This is a genomic window from Occallatibacter sp., from assembly GCF_049582745.1.
Lineage (GTDB): Bacteria > Acidobacteriota > Terriglobia > Terriglobales > Acidobacteriaceae > Telmatobacter.
This window is the reverse complement of sequence record NZ_JBAUUO010000045.1, coordinates 144772-163805: the sequence shown is the minus strand read 5'-3', so window position 1 is coordinate 163805 and position 19034 is coordinate 144772. Positions and strand designations below refer to the sequence as shown.

Here is a 19034-nt window from a genome sequence, read left to right as displayed (position 1 = left end):
CACGGCGGCCGCCCTCCACTGCATCGCACAACAACGGCGCGAAACCTTGCTCCCGGTTTACACTCATCTGCGCAAACCTTTTTCGAATTTTTGGAGCTGCAAATGAAAAGGTATTCATCGCGCGTCGCAGTTGGGTCTGCGTTGCTCTTCGCTTCCACCCTCGCTCCGGCACAGACATCCGCCCAAAAGTTGGAAATCGACCGCAAAGGCGAAACCATCGTCCTCGAGCCCTACGCGCCAAACATCCTGCGCGTCACACTCAGTTTGCAGCACGAGAACGCCGTCGCCAAACCCGGCTACGGCTTCGTCGGCACTTCCAACAGCGAAGGCTGGTCGAAGAGCCAGACGGACCTCAACGATGTCTACCAGTCCTCCCGCATCGTCGCCACCGTCGAGCGCGATCATCCGCCGCTGCATCCCAAGCTCTCAACCGAACTCGACATCAGGAAGTACTTCAACGGCTCCACGCCGGGCGCACACATCACCTTCACAACGCCGGACGGTAAAAAGCTCCTCGAAATGACCGGCTGGGATCAGGCCGTTCCCAACCACAAAGACGGAACCGCCAGCATCAACAACGATCGCCGCCCCACGGATCCGCCCTTCTTCACCGTCGGCGCCACTTTCGTTTCCCCTGACGACGAGCACTACTACGGCCTTGGCGACAATCAGGAAGGCTTCCTCGATCACCGCGGCCATCCTGTCCGGTGCTGGAACGACTACACCTCGCCTGCCGCACCCACCACCTGCGTCCCATTCCTCATCACCAACAAGGGCTACGGGCTCATCTGGGACAACCCTTCGAAGACGATCATCGAGCCCGGCTTCAACGAGCAAACCAAATGGTCTTCGCAGGTCGGCGACCGCGTTTCATTCTTCGTCATCGCCGGCAACTCCGCCGACGAAATCTACGCCGGCTATCGCCTTCTCACCGGTCCCACGCCGCTGCTGCCCAAAGCTGCCTACGGCTACATCCAGTGCAAGCAGCGCTACGCGAGTCAGGAGGAAGTTCTGTCGGTTGCGAAGGGCTACCGAGATCGCCATCTGCCCGCAGATGTCATGGTGGTCGACTGGTTCTACTACACCAAGATGGGCCAGATGGACATGGATCCGGAGTACTGGCCCGACCCCGCTGCCATGAACAAGCAACTCCACGACATGGGCTTCGAAACCATGATCAGCGTCTGGCCGCGCTTCGTTCCCGACGATCGCTTTTACGCCATGCTCGAAAAGAATGGCTGGCTCATCCACACCGCCGATGGCAAGCCCATCAACGGCCTGCCCTATGACCGCGCCGGTTCCGACATCGACACCACCAATCCCGACGCCGCGAAATGGTACTGGAACACGATCCGCGACAACATCATGAGCAAGGGGTTCGACTCACTCTGGGCCGATGAAACCGAGCCCGACCTGCCGCCCAACGGTTCGTACTACAAGATCGGTCCCGGCACCGAGTTCTACAACATCTATGCCCTCCTCCACACCGGCGCACTCTCCGACGGCTTCCGCCGCGACCTGCCGCAAAAGCGCGCACTGATCCTCTCCCGCGATGCCTATCTGGGTGTGCAACGCAATGGCGCCATCGTCTGGTCCTCCGACATCTACCCGACCTGGGACACCCTTCGCCGCCAGATTCCCACCGGCCTCGACTTCACGGCTTCGGGATTAACATATTGGTCCAACGACACGGGCGGCTGGCAATATCTGCCCCCCGAACATCACCCCGCGCATCCGCCACTGCTCGATCCCAGCGATGCCCGCGACAATATCGGCGGCTATGATGACTACCCCGAGCTCTACACCCGCTGGTTCCAGTACGCCACGTTCCTGCCCATCATGCGTGCCCACGGCAGCCGCAGATACAACGAGGTCTGGTCCTACGGCAAGCAAGCCGAGCCTATCCTCGAGAAATACCTGCGCCTGCGTTACGAGCTCATGCCCTACATCTACTCGCTCGGCTACCAGACCTGGCTTACCGGCGCTCCCTTCATGCGCGCGTTGCCACTCGATTTCCCCAACGACCCCAACGTCGCCGACCTCCGCGACGAATACATGTTTGGACCGGCCTTCCTTGTCGCCCCCATTACCGAACAGGGCGCAACCAGCCGAAAAGTCTACCTGCCCGCAGGCGCCAACTGGTACAACTACTGGACCAATGAGCGTGTTCCGGGCGGCCAGACCATCAATGTCTCTGCACCAATCGACACCATTCCACTGTTCGTCCGCGCCGGCACCATCCTCCCACTCGGCTCTCAGGTCGAAAGCACCCACGACAAGCAGACCATCGTCAAACTCCGCATATATCCGGGCGCGGACGCGAGCTTCACCTTGTTTTCCGACGACGGCACTACGTACGCCTACGAAAAAGGTGCTGGCTCCGTCACCCACTTGCATTGGAGTGACGCCACCCATCAATTGACGCACGAGGGCCCCGCCGCATGGAGCGCCCCCGACAGCGCCATTATCGACATCGTCGGCAAGTGATCGGCGGGCGCGGCTCGCATACCGGACCGGTAATGCACGCAATCGATACCGAATCGTCGACGTGCCGCGTCTAAAAACCTGTAACGCCTGAACTCCGGATCGGCATCGGTCGCATGAATCGGAGAGCTATGTCCAGTTCTCTGCTGCAGTTGCTGCACCCCCAACCCTGGATGCAGCCGTCCTCTGATTTACAATCGGTAAGTAAGCAGGAAAGAACTGAATGAGTCTTTTTTCCAACGTTTTAAGCCAGGCGCGCGTGCGGTTGGTTCAGGCGGGCGCCGCTCTTGCCGCCGCTGCCTTCTTTGCCGGATGCGGAAACTCTTACCGGCCCGTCATTACGCCGATCAACCCCACAGGACCCGCGGCGCAGCCGACGTCTTTTGCGGTCGTCGTTTCTTCGCCGGGCGTTAACATTCCGGGCGTTGCGACGGTCCTCGATTATTCCGGCGATAGCATTCTCACCCAGGCCCCCATCGGACCAAATCCCTTTGCCTTCACGCTCGACGCCAATGGTGCCAACGGGTATACCGTGAACAGCGATCACACCCTCACCAATTTTCAGGTATCGAACACCCAGCCTCAGGAAAAGAACATCTTCTATTCCACGTTGCCGGCGACCGCGCAGACCGTGGGGCTGTTTTCTCCTTCCGCCGGTCTTTGGTCCCCCGACCTGAACGGAAACGTGATCGATGTCCTGGCAATCAACGGTTCGGCCGAAGCCTTTAAACTCGCTGTTCCGGTCGCGACCACGCCCGTGGCAGTTGTGGGACTCGGTTCGCTCGGGCAGCACATTTATTCCATCAGCCAGAGTGTGCCCTTCGACGTGACGTGTAACAATGCGCCCACTTCGGTCGCCCAGAACGGCGAGGCCGACGCGCTTGAAGTTACGAGCTTCACCGTGTCGGCGCGCATCCCGGTCGGCAAGTGTCCGGTCTATGGCGTATCCAGTTCCGACGGCCGCCGGGTCTTCGTGCTCAATCGCGGAAGCGATACCGTCACCGTAATCAACAGCCAGAACAATACGCTCGACCAGTGCACACCGTTCACTAACCAGAACGGCCAACTCGTCACTTGCCATCCCAGTCTTCCGCTTTCCACCGCGGTCGGACTATCGGGTGCGAATGTGCCCGCAGTCGCCGGACCTGTGTACGCTGAATACATTCCCGCCACGCAGGAACTCGTCGTAGCCGACTACGATGGCGGCACCATCAGCCTCATCGACGTCAGCCTCGATGAATTTGGAAACGACAGTCAGACCTTCGGGACAACGTTTACCATTCCTGTCGGACACGATCCCGCCAGCGTTACCGCGCTGGCCGACGGAAGTCGCGCGTACACTGCCGATCAAGCCGATGGCACCATCCATGTCGTCAATCTCACCAGCCATACGGTGGAGAAGACGCTCACCGTTACCGGTCATCCGCGCACCGTTGTTTCGACGTCAAACTCCCTCTTTGGCAAGGTCTACGTCGCTTCGCCCGACACCACCTTCCTCACCATCATCCGGACCGACCAGGACATCGTCGATACCACAGTGCTGATCGAGGGCAACATCGTCGATGTGCGCGTCTCCTCCCAAACCACCTCCAAGGGGAACAACAACATCTCCAGCCGAATTCCCGGCGGCGGACAACCCTGTTACCAGCCGGGACCAGCAGCCTCGCTGGCCGCCTGTCAGAATATCCACCCTTGATGTGCGGAGAATGTGCCGCCCCCAGGGCCATCCCTATTCCGGGATGGCCTTCTTGCATTCCACGCATCCAGCTTTCAACGCGTTGCCCCCTTTGTGACTCGAAACACAGACCGTCGTAGCGCCCACCGCCGACCATGATCCGGGGATCTGCCTTGCGCTTTGGGGTTCGGGGCGGCGGGCACCCATCCTCGTGATCGAGGTAGGCAAATGCGCGGGCCTGCATCAAAAGATCTCCTAACCCGGCGGCAGTTTGCTCTGGCAAGCGCCCTCAGCGGCGCCGCAGCGGTCATCGGCTGCCACCGGAGCGCCGGCTCCGTGTGGGATTTCCTAAGTGACAGCCACGCACGGGTACTCGCTGCTCTCTGCGATCAAATCATTCCCTCCGACGATTTTCCCAGCGCTTCGCAGGCTGGGACGGTCACCTACATCGACCGGCAACTTGCGCGCCACTACCGTCGCCATCAAAACGCCTACCGCGACGGCCTCGAACAAGCCGATGCGATGAGCCGCAAACGCTGCGGCCTGACTTTCGCTGAAGCGCCCCCTGCGCAGCAACTCCAAATCGCTCTCGCTCTTGAAAAGGAAAATCGCGCGTTTTTCGAACTCGTCCGCCAGCACACGATGGAGGGCTACTACGGCTCTCCGCGCCACGGTGGCAATCGCGATGCGGCCAGTTCGCGCATGTTGGGCCTGGCCGAACCTCCCCTGCGCGGCCGCGCGCAATACGATCTGCGCAAAGGCGGCCACGCGTGAAGCGCGTCAACGCCGTCGTCATCGGCGCCGGTGCAGCGGGCGGAATCGTTGCCAAGGAATTAGCCACCGCCGGACTCAGCGTAGTTTTGCTCGAGCGTGGTAAGTGGTATACCCCTGCCGACTGCCGCAAAGACGATCTCCGCAACCAGCGCACCACTGTCCTCGGGAATGCCTTCGGTCCCGAAGATGAGGGCAATCCGCGTGTCTGGGTCGACGGGAAGGGAACGGCCCACACTGTCCTCCCCAGCGAGGGCGCCTACCAGAATAATGCAGCCTGTGTCGGCGGAGGCACGTTAAGCTACGGTGCGCAAGCCTGGCGCTACATGCCCCAGGATTTCCGGATGCGTTCCACCTACGGCGCACCCCCCGGAAGCTCCCTGGAAGACTGGCCCATCACCTACGACGATCTCGAGCCGTTCTACGAGAAAGCCGAATACGAAATCGGCGTCTCCGGCGACTACTCCGGCACGCCCTTCCACGGTCCGCGACGCCGCGATCTCCCCATGCCGCCTCTTCCACCCAACCGCGAATTCGGCATCCTCGAGCCAGCGGCCAAACGTCTTGGCCTCCATCCCTTTCATCTGCCTATGCTGCGCAACAGCGTGCCCTACAATGGCCGCGGCCCATGCATGCGATGCCGTTGGTGTTGCGGATTCGCCTGCGAAGTCGACGCCAAAAACGGCTCGCAGAACACCGTAATCCCCATCGCCCTCAACACCGGCAACTGCGAACTGCGCACCGAGTGCATGGCGAAAGAAATCCTCACCGACGATCGCGGCCGTGCGCGCGGCGTGGTCTACTTCGACGAGCGCGGTCATCTTCAGGAGCAACCCGCCGACGTTGTCATCGTTTCATCCGCCGCCATTGAATCGGCGCGTCTGCTGCTTAACTCCCGCAGCCGCATGTATCCCAATGGCCTCGGCAATCGCAATGACCAGGTGGGCCGCAACCTGCAAGGCCATCACTACACCGGCGCCATCGGCTACTTCGATTTCGAAACCTACGACGACGTCGGTCCCGGCGCCAGCATCGCGGTCATGGATTACAACCACGGCACGCCCGGTCTCTGCGGCGGCGGAATGCTCGCCAACGAATTCATTCGCCTGCCCATCCACATGGTCGACCGCCTTCCGAACAACACTCCGCGTTGGGGGCTCGCACACAAGCAGGCCATGCGCCACTGGCATAAGCGCTCCATCGTCGTCATGGGGCCCACGCAGCAGATTCCCACAGCAACCGGCCGCGTTACCATCGATCCCGCAGTCCGCGACAAGTGGGGACTGTCCGTTGCCCGCTTCGAAGGCAACGTGCATCCTCACACCTTTGAAATTGGCGACGTGCAGGCCAAGCGCGCCGAAGCCTGGCTCAAGGAATCCGGCGCCATCAACACGTCTCTTATGGCATGGCATCCCGAAAGCGTCTCCGCTGGCCAGCACCAGGCCGGAACCTGCCGCATGGGCAACGATCCGCAGAATTCCGTCGTCAACCGCAACTGCCAGCTTCACGACGTTGACAATGTCTTCGTCATTGACGGCAGCGTACACGTCACCAATGGCGGATTCAACCCGGTTCTCACCATCATGGCCGTCGCCTATCATGCATCAGCCGCGCTCGTTCACAACTGGAAAGGCACGGCGTTCCGCTCATGATGCGATTCTTCAAGACGCTTGGCCTCTTTGTCGCGGTGCTCGGCGTCCTCGGCATCGCCGTGGTCTACAACGCCTCGTGGTACTACACCTCACAGCGTGGGCAGGGATGCGCAAGCTGTCACGAAATGGCTCAGTACGTAAGCGCAGTGCACGGCTCCGCGCACCGCACCGCAACCTGCCTCGACTGCCACGAAGCCGGCCTCGCCACCAAGCTGCGTCACATTCGTGTACATCTCAGCAGCAATCCGCCTGAAGCAATCCGGCTCCGCGACGTTGACGTGTTCGCGATGACCACAAGCTGTCAGAAATGCCATCAGCATGAGTACGCCTCGTGGCATGCCGGCCCGCACAGCGCAACATATAGCGAGATCTTCGCCAATGCGACCCACAACACCGAACGCCGCCTGATGGACGATTGCCTCCGCTGCCACGGTATGCACTTCAACGGAGCGATCCGCGACATCGTTCAGCCGCAGAACACCGCTGGCCCATGGCACATCGCGCGTGCCGGTTTCGCCGACCAGCCCACGATGCCCTGCATGGCCTGCCACCAGATGCACCGCGAAGGCGACGTGCAATCCAGGCCCGCCACGCGCATCTCCGCCAGTCCAGCTCCCGCAACAGATTCTCTGGCCATCTACGATCGTCGCGAGCAGATGCATTTCTCCATCCGCCTGCTTTCCCTTCCCCAATTGTCCGACGGACCGCGCCCCGTGAAGATCAGTCCCGATCAGCGCCAGGCTCTCTGTTACCAATGCCACGCGCCACGCCAGCCTGAAACCGCCACGCTCGCCGCCACAAATCACTGGGGTCCGCAGATCGGCTCCGGCGACGACCGCACGCCAGTCGGTGTTCACGAGGGCATCAGCTGTCTCGCCTGCCACGCCGGACACAACGAAAGCGCAACTGCTTCCTGCAAAACCTGTCACCCGCAAATGTCCCATTGCGGCATCGACGTCGAGAAAATGGACACGACCTTTGCCAGCGCGAAAAGCGCGCACAACATCCACTGGGTTCGCTGCACCGACTGCCACCAGCACGGCATTCCAAAGATGAAGGCAGCGACGCAAAGGGCCGCACTTACCCTCGCGCCTATACCGACGACTTCTGAAGAGAAAAGATCCGCGCCAATCCAAACCCGCTAATCTAGATCTGTGCATTTGGGAAAAAACCAGGTTCGTATCAGGGCACGGCTCGGGATATCCTCTGGGTCGCGCACCGTTCGCTGCTCACTTTGAAGGTGTCATCCTGAGCCCCGCAAGCTTTCGGCCCCACGAACTATTGTTCGTGGTGTAAGCGGGGCGAAGGACCTGCTTCTGCTTTTAACGCCAACTCTGAAATCGTGGAGCTTGTTGAGCGCTTGTCCACTCCCGCCAAAACCCGCATCGATGTTCTTCTCGTTGAACGCGCCCTCGTTCCCAGCCGCGAGCGCGCCCGCGCCCTCATCCTCGCCGGTCGCGTTCTCGTCAACGAACAGAAAATCGACAAACCTGGCGCTACCATCGCGTCAGACTCCGTCATCCGCCTTCTCGGCGACGACATGCCCTATGTCAGCCGCGGCGGTCTCAAACTCCAGGGCGCTCTGGACCACTGGAAGATCGACGTCGCCGGTCGCGCTTGCCTCGACATCGGCGCCTCCACCGGCGGCTTCACGGACTGCCTGCTGCAGCGCGGCGCATCCCACGTCACCGCCATCGACACGGGCTTCGGCCAGATCGCCATGAAGCTTCGCAACGATCCGCGCGTTCGTCTAGTAGAGCGCACCAATGCCCGCTTCCTCGCCCCCGGCGCACTCGCCGAACCAGGTCAGCCCAACCTCACCCTGCTTGTCATGGACGTCTCGTTCATATCCGCAACGATTCTCTTCGCTCCGGTCTTTGCCGCCGCGTCCACACTCACCGAAGCCGTCATCCTTGTGAAGCCGCAGTTTGAGGCAGGCCGCGGCAACGTGGGCAAAGGCGGAATCGTGCGCGACCCTGAAGTTCACAAACTCGCCGTTGAAAAAGTCGCCCACTGCATTACCGGTCTCCAGTGGCACGTTATTGAAACTATCCCCTCGCCCATCACCGGCACAGAAGGCAACAAAGAATTCCTCCTATACGTCCGCCGAGTCCGATCCCTGACCCCTGGACCCTGATCTCTGTTCTGATCCGTTACACTGAGACCGCATGACATGCGTAGCGATCGTCTCCAAGCCACGAAGGCCGGAACTTACCCAGTTGCTTCCCGAACTGATCGGCTGGCTCCGCAAGCACGACTACGAGCCGCTGCTCGATTGCGAAGGCGCCAGCTACACCGACGCCGCACCCGCAGTCGATCGCTCAGACATGCCCGCGCACAAGCCGCAACTGGTCATCGTTCTTGGCGGCGACGGCACCTTACTCTCCGTGGCACGCATCTTCGCTGCAACCGGCACACCCATCCTCAGCGTCAACCTGGGCTTTCTTGGATTTCTCACCGAAGTGCGCCTCGCCGATCTCTACACCACGCTCGAAAGCTGGTGCGAAAACTGCCACACTCTCGATGCGCGCACCATGCTCCACGCTGAAGTCTTCCGCGACGGCGCGCCCTTCAAGGCCTTCGAAGCACTGAATGAAGTTGTCGTCTCCAAAGGCGACATCGCACGCATGGGCGACTTTGCCGTGGAACTCGATGGCAAGAGCGTGGCCCGCTTCCGCGCGGATGGGGTCATCGTCTCCACGCCCACGGGATCCACAGCCTACACCCTGGCCGCGAACGGTCCCATCCTTACTCCCGATGTCGATGCACTCGTCGTCACGCCGATCTGTCCTCACCTGCTCACGCTGCGTCCCATCGTGGTGCGCGGCGATGCGCGCCTAACGGTTCGCGTCGAAGGCGTTCCCACCCAAGGCCTTCTCACCGTCGATGGGCAGACGGGGTTCGAACTTCACCTCGGCGACGAAATCCGCTGCCACCGCTCCGCTTACACCGTCAACCTGATTCGTCTTAGTGAGAGCGGCTTCTTCGACGCGCTGCGCAGCAAACTAAGCTGGGGTGAGCGTTAGTCCGCAATCTCCCGATCGCAAATCAAAATCTCATTTCAAGAAAAAGGGAAGGGAACCCCGCCCTACGGATGCAGTTCGTCCAGCAACGCTTTCGCCTTGTTCGCGAGGTTGCGGGCGCCATCCGCATCCCCCGTCGCAAGCGCCTCGCGCGCCTCCTTCAGGTACTCGCGAATCTGCGCTGCCGTCTTTTGCTCCTGATCGTTCAGCTTGCGCGTGATCCCGTTGAGGGTCTTCTCTGTCGACTCAATTGAAACACCAGCCTGTTGTCGAATGTTCGGCGGATCGACTGCGGAGAGCGTTCCCGCCGCGGAAACGACAGGTGGTTCGTTCGAAGCCACCTGCGGATTCGTATTCGCAGGCCTTCTGTGTTTCGAAGGCTTCTTTACCGGCTCCGGTGGAGGAGCGATCTGCGGCTGCGGCTGAACGGGAATCGTCACCTCCGGCGGAGGCAGATTTGTGGGCGCAGGCTCAGGCTTGGGGGGAGACGTGTCCTCGATCGGCGGCGCGAGCGGCTGATTCTGCGCGACCTGGGTCTTGTGAATGCACCCCGTCAGCAGCAGCGGCAACAGCCATGCAGCGCTCCAGGCGCTCAGCTTCATGTCTCCAACCCCTTTGTCTCTTCCACATTGGCCGGTTGCAGATGCCGGCGTCCCCATTCCGCGGCGGCGAGTGGAATGCGCAGTGAGAATTCCGTGCCACGGCCTACTGTCGATTGTACGTCTACGCTCCCATGGTGCAACTGCAAAATACGGTACGTCATGGCCAGTCCAATGCCGCTGCCGCCGCTCTTCGTCGTGAAGTATAGATCGAAAATCTTTTCCCGAATCTCCGGCGGAATTCCAGTCCCTTCGTCCGCAATCCGCAGCACCGCTATCTTGCGTTCCTCTTCCAGCGTAACGCGCAGCGTGCCCCCGTTCGGCATGGCCTGCGCGCCGTTCTGGATCACATTGATCGCGGCCTGCTTCAATAGGTCCGCATCCACATTCACAATCAGAGGGTGCGCCGGAAGTCGCCCCTCCAGTTTCACGTTGCGCATCGAGAGCTCTTCGTCCGCCAGCGCCAGCACATCGCCGATTACCTTGCGCAGATCTTGTTCCTGCAGCCGCAATTCCACCGGACGCGAAAAATCCACCAGCGTCTGCACTACGCGATCCAACCGGTGGATCTCCGCGTCAATCACTTCCAGGTGCCGCGTGGCCGGCGCGTTATCTCCGCTCAGCTTGTTTTTCAGCAGTTCGAGATGCACCACAATCGCGTTGATCGGGTTCTTGACTTCATGCCCTACGCCCGCCGTCAGCCGACCAATCGCCGCCATGCGTCGCGAAAGCTCCAGTTCCGATTCGATTTGCTCCACCGATTCACGGTCGTGCAATGTGACCAGCGCGCCCAAACCCATCCGAGTATGGTCGTCGTAGATGAAATCCACCGACGCCTGGATTCGACCGCCTGTCTCTGTCTCTACATCTTCCTGCACCAGCGTGACTCCGGCGTCGAAAGCCTCGCGAAGCGTTCTTCCCAGCACCGTGGAACTGTCGAAGATTTCGCGCGCCTGCAAACCGAGGATGTTGTCGCTCTCCACGTGGAGGAAGCGCTGCGCGGCTTCCGACACCAGCACCGCCCGCCCATCGCCCGTGAACAATAAGATGCCGTCTTGAAGGTTTCCGAGAACCTGGTCCAGATTCTCCTTCAAGGCAGAGAAGACCTCCTCCACATTGCGCATGCGCTGCCCGATCTGCTCAATCTTCGTCGATACTCTTTCCGCAGTATCGAGGCGGGGCGCTTCGCCTTTTTTGCTCGGGCCCTCCGCCGAAGTCGGATTCCAGTAATCCAGTTGCATGCTGATCTCTTCCAAGGGCCGCAGCGCCAGGTTGCTCAGCAGGAACGCCACAACCAGCGCCGTTCCGAGCGTAAACCCCATCAGCGTAAATGCCTCTTTCAACGATGGCTCATACACCGCCTGCAACAGTGTCGTACGCACGCCCACGTGAACGCTCAGAAAGGGCTGCTCATTGCGATCCAGCGGCGCTATGATGTCAAACACCTTGGCCGGCCCGTAGATCTCACGCATCTTGGTAATCGGACCAGCAGCAAGCAAGTCGCTATACTTCGGCCGCCACTGAAGCACCTTGCCATCATTGTCTGGAAACGTGCTCAGCAGAATGCGCGACTTCGTGTCCACGATGTTCACGTCATATTCCGTCGTGGAGTACATGTTGGCCGAGTCGAGTGTCGCACTCAAGAATTCGCTGTCCTTGATCGCCTTTTGAACCAGTTCCCGCAGCTGGTCCTTATCGTTACGGTCGACCGTCTGGCCTTCCAGCCCCGCCAGCAGAGCGTTATGCAAAGCAAAACGCACCTGGTTGGCCACCATGCGATTCGAATCATCCGACTGTTGAATGGCCGCGTCCACCAGGTGACTGACATACACGATCGACAGCACACCCGCGATCAGAAAAACCAACCCCGTAATCGCCAGAACGAGTTTTGTCTTTAGTCGCATGTCTTGCAAGCACAGTAGCCCAATCGCAACACCAAAATCGAATCGCGCCGAACACCCGATGAGAATGTGTATGGATTACGGCCTGCTTCAACATCCCCGGCTTTCGAAAGGCACGAGTTTAGCCGTGACGTGATCGAAGTAAATGGCCTGTGGGCTTCAGCCCCTGGGGAAGTTCTTTCCATCTTCGAGTTGGACCTTTACTTTGTCCGCAGGCATCTCACATCCGTCTGCAAGCCGCTTTACGCAGTCGGATCTTCCCGCGAGTGGTTGTATTCCTTCAGCTTATTGTGCAATGTCTTCAGGCTCACGCCAAGAACCTCGGCTGCGCGCGTTTTATTCTGTCCCGTCGATTCGAGGGTTCGCAAAATCAACAGGCGCTCCGCCTCGGCTACCGTGGTCCCCACGCGCACTGGCACAACATTGGCATCCGTTGCCCGCGCCGCCACCGGCAATTGCGGCGTACCAAACGTCCGCGGCAGGTGCGAGCAATCCAGCGGAGCTCCGTCTGGGCATAGAATCACCGCGCGCTCAATCGTATTCCGAAGTTCACGCGCATTGCCCGGCCAGTCATACCCCAGCATCCGGTCGAGAATCTGGTCCGAGAGTCCCGAAACGTGCCGCGTGTGCTTCTGATTCATCTCGCGCACCATCGCTTCGGCCATCACCTGCAGATCTTCGATGTGCTCGCGCAGCGGCGGCATGTGAATATGAAACACATTCAACCGATAAAAAAGATCCGCGCGCAAATGTCCGCCAGCCACCGCATCCTGCGGGTCACGATTCGTTGCCGCAAGCACCCGCACGTCCACATCCTGTTCGGTCCGCGCTCCCAGCCGGCGCAGTTTTCGCTCCTCCAGAACGCGCAGCAGCTTTGCCTGCGTCCCGATCGGCATATCGCCCAACTCATCCAGCAGAAGAGTCCCGCCCGATGCCAGTTCAAAGCATCCCGCTCGCCGCTCCACCGCGCCGGTAAACGAGCCCTTCTCGTGGCCGAAAAGTTCGCTCTCAATCAGCGTCTCGGGAATCGCCGCGCAATTCACCGCCAGGAACGGCCGCCCTTTGCGAGGACTTAGATCGTGCAGCGTCCGCGCCACCATCTCTTTGCCGGTTCCGCTTTCGCCCGTAATCAGCACAGACACATTCGAGGGGGCAATCTGTTCAATCAGCGCGAAAATCTCCCGCATCGCCTTCGAACTGCCCACCATCGACCCCAGGATGCCTGTATTTCGCAACTGCCGCCGCGTAACCTCGAGCTCAATCTCCGTCGCCCGTTGCCGCGTCGCATTCGCCAGGATCGTCCGCAGCCGCGTCGCATCCACAGGCTTCTGCAAGAAGTCGTAAGCTCCCAGTTTCATCGCATCCACTGCAAGCTGAATCGACCCCTGCGCGGTTAGCACCACTACCGCAATATTCGAGTTCGCGTCTTCGGCGAGCTTCGTCAGCAGCCCGATGCCGTCCATCCGCGGCATTTTCAAATCCGTCACAACAATCGCCGGATTCCACGCGAGCGCCTTCTCCCAGCCTTCGATGCCGTCGCGCGCCGTCTCCGTCTGGTATCCCCAGCCGGAAATCAGCTCCGCCAGTCCCATCAGGGCATGGGGTTCGTCTTCGACAATCAATACCTTTACCGGGTTATGCATATCCTCTTTCGATGCAAATATTTCAGCATGCGGCATCGAAGTTCAGCTTTCACTTCAGCTCGCTGTCGAGTCTCTAACCAGTTTAGACCGCCTTGTCGGTTAATTCAGCCCAGCGGGCATAGAGTGCGTCGTTTTCCTCTTGGGCCGCTTCCAATTCCCCAAGGGCCTCTTGCAGTGCCGCCGCGTCCGAGGCGATTGCCGGGTCCTCCACCCGGCCCCGGGCCGCAGCCAGTCGCGCATCGCTCTCCTCCACCCGCTGCTCAATTGCAGCAAACTCCCGCGCCTCCAGATACGAAAGCTTCTTCTTCACGGGCTTTTGTGTGTCCGGCTCCACCTCTGGTCGGCCTTGCCGATCCCTGATCCCTGAACCCTGTTCTGCCATCCACTCTTCCCACTGCCCATAATCCGCAAACCGCCCGATATGCCCATTGCCGTCCAGCCCCAGTACTGTCGAAGCCACGCGGTTCAGCAGGTAGCGGTCGTGCGTCACCAGCACCAGCGCCCCCGGAAACTCCAGCAGATTTTCCTCCAGGATCTCCAGCGTCGGAATATCCAGATCGTTCGTCGGCTCATCCAGCAGCAGCACGTCCGCCGGCTCCAGCATCAGCTTCGCAATCAACACCCGTGCCCGCTCCCCGCCGCTCAAGTTCCGCACCGGCTGGTTTAGCTGCTCGCCCGTGAACAGGAACCGCGCCGCCCAACTCGCCACATGCACATTGCGCCCCTGGTATACGAGTCCATCCCCCTCCGGCGCAAGCGCCTTGCGCAGCGTCAGATCTTCGTCCAGCTCGCGCATTTGGCTGAAGTAGACAAGGCGCAGCGCGTCTGCCCGCCGAATGCCCCCCTCCGCCGGCTCCAGTTCACCGCGCAGCAGCCTCAGAAACGTCGTCTTCCCGCTCCCGTTCGGCCCCACCAACCCCACCTTCGAGCCCGCTGTAAGAACGAATTTCAATCCACTGAACAGCCTGCGCTCTCCAATGTCGCAAGCCACATCGTTGAACTCCACCAGCCTCTTCGTCTTCCTCTGCGTCGCCTCAAAATCGATCCCCGCGGAGTTTACTGTAGTCCGCGCATCCATCGCCGCCAACTTCCCGATCATCTCGTTGGCCGTATCGATCCTCGCCTTCGATTTTGTCGTTCGCGCCTTGGGCCCGCGCCGCAGCCATTCAATCTCCGTCCGCACTCGGTTGCGCAAACTCTCCTGCTGCTTGCTCTGCGATTCCAGATACGCCTCCCGCTCTTCGAGAAACCGGCTGAAATTCCCCCTTACGCGGAAAAGGCCTTCGGCATACACCCGGTTCAGTTCGATAATCTCGCTCGAAGTCGCCTCAAGAAAATAGCGGTCGTGGCTCACGGTCACCACGGCAAAATTCGCCTCGGCCAGCAACTCCTCCAGCCACTCAATCCCAGCCAGGTCCAGGTGATTTGTCGGCTCATCCAGCAGCAGCACATCGGGATGTCCGACCAGCGCCTCCACAATCGCCAGCCGCTTCCGCCACCCGCCTGAAAGCGAGGCCGCCTCCGCCGCCAGATCCTCGAACCCCGCTCGCCCTGAGATCTCGCGCAGCCGCCCCTCGCGTTCCCCCTCATTCACGTACGCGGCAGCCAGAGCTGTCTCGAGCACCTGCCTCACCGGCAGCCCCGCGGCGAATCGTGAATCCTGCGGAACATAGGCTGCCCGCGCCCGCTTCCGCACTGCCAGCTCGCCCACGTCCGGTTCAACCGTCCCCGCCAGGATCGCAAGCAGCGTCGATTTTCCCGCGCCGTTCGGCCCAATCAGCCCGATCCGCGCCCCATCCTCTACCGTGAACGAAATGTCCCTGAAAAGAGGGTTCGCCCCAAATTGCTTGGTAATAGATTGCGCATTCAAAATCGGCGGCATCTCTCTAGATTACCGTCCAGCTCTGCTCCATTTACCGAGTGCGAAAACAGGCAATCAAAAGCAGCACGCTTCATGTTGAGCGCGGGTCGCGCAGCGATCGCAGCGAAACACCTGCGGTTGTTCTTGGGAATGCCCCGTGTCCTACACTGAATTCCATGCTCGACTACGAAATCTCCCCATCTGACACCGCCGCGCTTCTCCGCGAAAACAAGACCCGCCTCCTCGATGTCCGCGAGCCATGGGAATACTCCACCGCACACATCGAACCCAGCACCCTCATGCCCATGGGCGACGTCCCGGCCCGCGCCCACCAGGAGGTCGATCCCGATCAGCATCTGACCGTCCTCTGCCATCACGGACAGCGCTCCCTCAACGTGACCGCATGGCTGCGCAATCAGGGATTTGAAAACGTGCAATCCCTCCGCGGCGGCATCGATGCCTGGTCCTCCGAAATCGATCCGAAGGTCCCGCGCTACTAGCGTCCGAACGAGTATGTGACCTGGAAGGTCCCGTTATCCGCGCCCGGATTCGCGTCCGCCGTGTTCTTGTTTGAGAAGTGATGGTAGCGATACTCCGCGCGGATCGACTGAGTGTTGGTTCGATAGAATTCGACGCCAACGCCGCCGTCAAATGTGAAATTGAACGAACCCGCATTTTCGACAGGAATCGCTCGCGTGGAGTAGATGTAGCCTCCGTGCCCGATCAGGAAAACCTGCGTTTTATTGCGCGGCAGAAAGTTCAATTGCAGCCCCATCGGCGACATCGCTTCCCCGGCGGTCCATCGGCGGCCACATTGATTTGAATAATTGACTGTGTAAGCAACACCGTCCACCGTAACGGTTTCCATTCCTGAAGAGCTATGGCAGGTCGTGTAGGTGACTACGCTCTGGTTGATGGGCGGCAACGGAGGCGTCGGCGTGTTCCACGTAACCGTGATGCGGTCTGTCGGATCGCTTTCGAGCGCCAGCGGCATCACTTCGCCGTTGTATTGCCAATTCACAAATTGATTGAGAATTAGACGCCGGCTGTAGCTCGCCCCGAGAAAGAACAGCCTGCGGCTCTCCGCTTCGCCAAGAAGGATATGGCTTGAATCATTGGAATATGCACTGAACACCCCAAATGTGTTCACCCGCGCAAAATATCCGTAGTCCTTCTTCTCCTGCGCTGATGCGGCGAGTCCGACAAAAAGAATCATCGTGAGAATTAGACCGGTTTCAAGCACCTTTCGCCGCAGGCAGCCACCTTCGTTTCTCGGCAAGAGAGGGACCCTTTCACATGATCGGACTGGCCGCAGCGCCTATACTATCAGCTACTTTTGTTTTGACTGTTACATCCGCATTTGAGGAGCGAAACTCATGTCTTCGTCTGCTGTAGGTTTTGCAACCGATAATCACCCTCGCTTTTTGAATGAACTCAAAGACCTTCTCCGCATCCCTTCCATCTCCACGCTCCCCGAACATAAAGCCGACTGCCGCCGCGCCGCCGAATTCCTCGCCTCCGAACTCAAACGCATCGGCATGGAGAACGTCCACCTCATCGACACCTCGGGCCATCCGCTCGTCTACGCCGATTGGCTTCATGCCTCTGGAAAACCGACGGTCCTCATCTACGGCCACTACGACGTCCAGCCCACCGATCCGATCGACGAATGGCTCTCGCCCCCTTTCGAACCTACCGAACGCAACGGCAATATCTACGCCCGCGGCGCCGTCGACGACAAAGGCCAGGTCTGGATGCAGGTCAAGGCCCTCGAAGCTTTGCTGGCTTCGAACAAATCTCTACCCCTCAACGTCCGCGTTTTATTCGAAGGCGAAGAAGAAGTTGGAGGGGAGGGAATTGCCGATTACGTCGCCTCCAAACCTGCCAATCTCAAAGCTGACTTCGCACTCGTCTGCGACACCGAGCTCTTCGCCCCCGGCCTGCCCACGCTTTGCGTTGGCCTGCGCGGCATGATCTACACCGAGCTCGAAGTGCGGGGCGCCAAGACCGATCTCCACTCCGGCATGTACGGCGGTGCCGCTCCCAATCCGTTCACTGCCATTGCGCAAATCATCGCCCGCCTCACGGATGAGAACGGCCATATCCTCATCCCCGGCTTCTACGACGACATCATTTCTCCCAGCCCCGAAGAACTCGCCGCGTGGAAGAGCCTTCCCTTCGACGAAGAGCACTACCGCATCGCTGAAGTCGGGTCACGCCAGCTCGTCGGCGAAAAAGGCTACAGCGTCCTTGAGCGCACCTGGGCCCGTCCCACGCTCGACGTCCACGGCATCCCCGGCGGCTTCACCGGCGCCGGCGCAAAAACCGTCATCCCGGCCAAGGCTCTTGCCAAGGTTTCCATGCGCCTTGTCCCCGGCATGACTCCTGCCAAAGCCTTCGCCCAATACAAAAGTTACGTTGAAAAGATCGCTCCCGCCGGCGTCGACGTCGACGTGCGGCTCATCCACTCCGGCGACCCCTGCATCGTCCCGGTTAACAACCAATACATTCAGGCCGCCACCCGCGCGCTCCACGAAGTCTGGGGTAAAGACACGGTCTTCATCCGCTCCGGCGGCTCGATCCCCATCGTCGGCGACTTCGACCGCCACCTCGGCCTGCCCAGCGTCATGATGGGTTTTGGTCTCCCCGACGACAACCTCCACGCCCCCAACGAAAAATTCAATCTGAAGAACTTTGAACTTGGCATCCGCTCCCTGATCCGATTGCTGGAGGAGGCGGGCCGTTGAGCCTGCCCCACCCCCTCCTCCCGATGACCCCCGACGCATTCATCCTTGCCGGCGGACAGTCCACCCGTATGGGCTATGACAAGGCACTCACCCTCCTCGCAGGTGTTCCTCTCGTCCAACATGCTTGCAATCTAATCCGTTCCGCCGGGCTCAATCCCTGCATCGCCGGCGCCCAAAGCAATCTCTCCTCTTTTGCTCCAACCCTGCCGGACGACCCCACGCGCTCAGGCCTTGGCCCCCTCTCCGGCATTTGTTCTGCTCTGGCAAACGCTTCTGCCCCTCTTGCCGTGTTCCTGCCCGTCGATCTGCCGCTCCTGCCTGCGAGCCTCATTGTCTATCTTCTTCATCACGCGACCGTCTCCCAGTCCGTCGTCACCGTTGTCTCTGTTGCCGGTTTCATTCAGACCTTTCCGGCCATCATCGACACTGCCGCGCTCGCCTCGCTCCAATCGAGCCTCAATTCCAACGACCGCAACTCCCTCCGCGCCTTCCGTACCGCGTCGAGCCGTCTTTCCAGGCCCCTCGCTGTTCTGCCCGTTGAGTTGCTGCTTCAGGCTGGCCAGGTCTCCAGTCCCCAGGCCATTCCCCCGGGGTTCTGGTTCCTCAACATCAACGCACCCCAGGACCTCCGCCATGCCGAAGCCCTCCTCGCCGGGCGCTAACTTCAAGTAATCTGAT

General features: G+C 60.3%; 15 protein-coding genes. 10 read left to right on the top strand and 5 right to left on the bottom strand.

Features of this window, described 5'->3' with window-relative positions; genetic code table 11:
* Window positions 1–102: 102 nt before the first annotated feature.
* The 7 genes from WCA10_RS06275 (at window position 103) to WCA10_RS06245 (ending at window position 9608) form a co-directional block, all read left to right on the top strand.
* Window positions 103–2487, top strand: a complete 2385-nt coding sequence (locus WCA10_RS06275) for a glycoside hydrolase family 31 protein (protein WP_472821650.1) — start codon at window positions 103–105, stop codon at window positions 2485–2487.
* A 220-nt stretch (window positions 2488–2707) separates the two neighbouring features.
* A complete protein-coding gene (locus WCA10_RS06270) occupies window positions 2708–4180 on the top strand; it encodes a YncE family protein (protein WP_472821649.1) in 1473 nt (490 codons plus the stop codon).
* A gap of 207 nt (window positions 4181–4387) precedes the next feature.
* The gene (locus WCA10_RS06265; RefSeq protein ID WP_472821648.1) at window positions 4388–4933 is read left to right on the top strand and encodes a gluconate 2-dehydrogenase subunit 3 family protein; all 546 of its coding nucleotides are present in this window, start codon (window positions 4388–4390) and stop codon (window positions 4931–4933) included.
* Window positions 4930–6582, top strand: a complete 1653-nt coding sequence (locus WCA10_RS06260; RefSeq protein WP_472821647.1) for a GMC family oxidoreductase — start codon at window positions 4930–4932, stop codon at window positions 6580–6582. The genes WCA10_RS06265 and WCA10_RS06260 overlap by 4 nt, the downstream gene beginning before the upstream one ends.
* On the top strand, window positions 6579–7727 hold the full coding sequence (locus WCA10_RS06255; protein ID WP_472821646.1) for a multiheme c-type cytochrome: 1149 nt from the start codon (window positions 6579–6581) through the stop codon (window positions 7725–7727). Before WCA10_RS06260 ends, WCA10_RS06255 begins: the two co-directional genes overlap by 4 nt.
* Window positions 7728–7942: 215 nt before the next feature.
* Window positions 7943–8719, top strand: a complete 777-nt coding sequence (locus WCA10_RS06250; RefSeq protein WP_472821645.1) for a TlyA family RNA methyltransferase — start codon at window positions 7943–7945, stop codon at window positions 8717–8719.
* A gap of 31 nt (window positions 8720–8750) precedes the next feature.
* Window positions 8751–9608, top strand: a complete 858-nt coding sequence (locus WCA10_RS06245) for an NAD(+)/NADH kinase (RefSeq protein WP_472821644.1) — start codon at window positions 8751–8753, stop codon at window positions 9606–9608.
* Between the two features lie 62 nt (window positions 9609–9670).
* Here the strand turns inward: WCA10_RS06245 and WCA10_RS06240 are convergent, their stop codons facing one another.
* The 4 genes from WCA10_RS06240 to WCA10_RS06225 all read right to left on the bottom strand — a co-directional run bounded on the left by WCA10_RS06240 (window position 9671) and on the right by WCA10_RS06225 (window position 15630).
* Window positions 9671–10207, bottom strand: a complete 537-nt coding sequence (locus tag WCA10_RS06240) for a hypothetical protein (protein WP_472821643.1) — start codon at window positions 10205–10207, stop codon at window positions 9671–9673.
* Window positions 10204–12108 (bottom strand): sensor histidine kinase, encoded by a 1905-nt coding sequence (locus WCA10_RS06235; RefSeq protein WP_472821642.1) that lies wholly within the window; start codon window positions 12106–12108, stop codon window positions 10204–10206. The genes WCA10_RS06240 and WCA10_RS06235 overlap by 4 nt, the downstream gene beginning before the upstream one ends.
* Before the next feature lie 239 nt (window positions 12109–12347).
* Window positions 12348–13748, bottom strand: a complete 1401-nt coding sequence (locus WCA10_RS06230) for a sigma-54-dependent transcriptional regulator (RefSeq protein ID WP_472821641.1) — start codon at window positions 13746–13748, stop codon at window positions 12348–12350.
* An 82-nt stretch (window positions 13749–13830) separates the two neighbouring features.
* Window positions 13831–15630 (bottom strand): ABC-F family ATP-binding cassette domain-containing protein, encoded by a 1800-nt coding sequence (locus WCA10_RS06225; protein WP_472821640.1) that lies wholly within the window; start codon window positions 15628–15630, stop codon window positions 13831–13833.
* A gap of 155 nt (window positions 15631–15785) precedes the next feature.
* On the opposite strand from WCA10_RS06225, the gene WCA10_RS06220 reads away from it, so the two are divergent.
* Window positions 15786–16109, top strand: a complete 324-nt coding sequence (locus WCA10_RS06220) for a rhodanese-like domain-containing protein (RefSeq protein ID WP_472821639.1) — start codon at window positions 15786–15788, stop codon at window positions 16107–16109.
* On the opposite strand, the gene WCA10_RS06215 is transcribed toward WCA10_RS06220, so the two are convergent.
* On the bottom strand, window positions 16106–16825 hold the full coding sequence (locus WCA10_RS06215; RefSeq protein WP_472821638.1) for an acyloxyacyl hydrolase: 720 nt from the start codon (window positions 16823–16825) through the stop codon (window positions 16106–16108). The genes WCA10_RS06220 and WCA10_RS06215 overlap by 4 nt on opposite strands.
* A 160-nt stretch (window positions 16826–16985) precedes the next feature.
* Between WCA10_RS06215 and WCA10_RS06210 the strand changes: the two genes are divergently transcribed.
* Both WCA10_RS06210 and mobA read left to right on the top strand, forming a co-directional pair.
* Window positions 16986–18356, top strand: a complete 1371-nt coding sequence (locus WCA10_RS06210) for a dipeptidase (RefSeq protein ID WP_472821637.1) — start codon at window positions 16986–16988, stop codon at window positions 18354–18356.
* Window positions 18353–19018 (top strand): molybdenum cofactor guanylyltransferase, encoded by a 666-nt coding sequence (mobA, locus tag WCA10_RS06205; protein WP_472821636.1) that lies wholly within the window; start codon window positions 18353–18355, stop codon window positions 19016–19018. The genes WCA10_RS06210 and mobA overlap by 4 nt, the downstream gene beginning before the upstream one ends.
* Window positions 19019–19034: the final 16 nt, after the last annotated feature.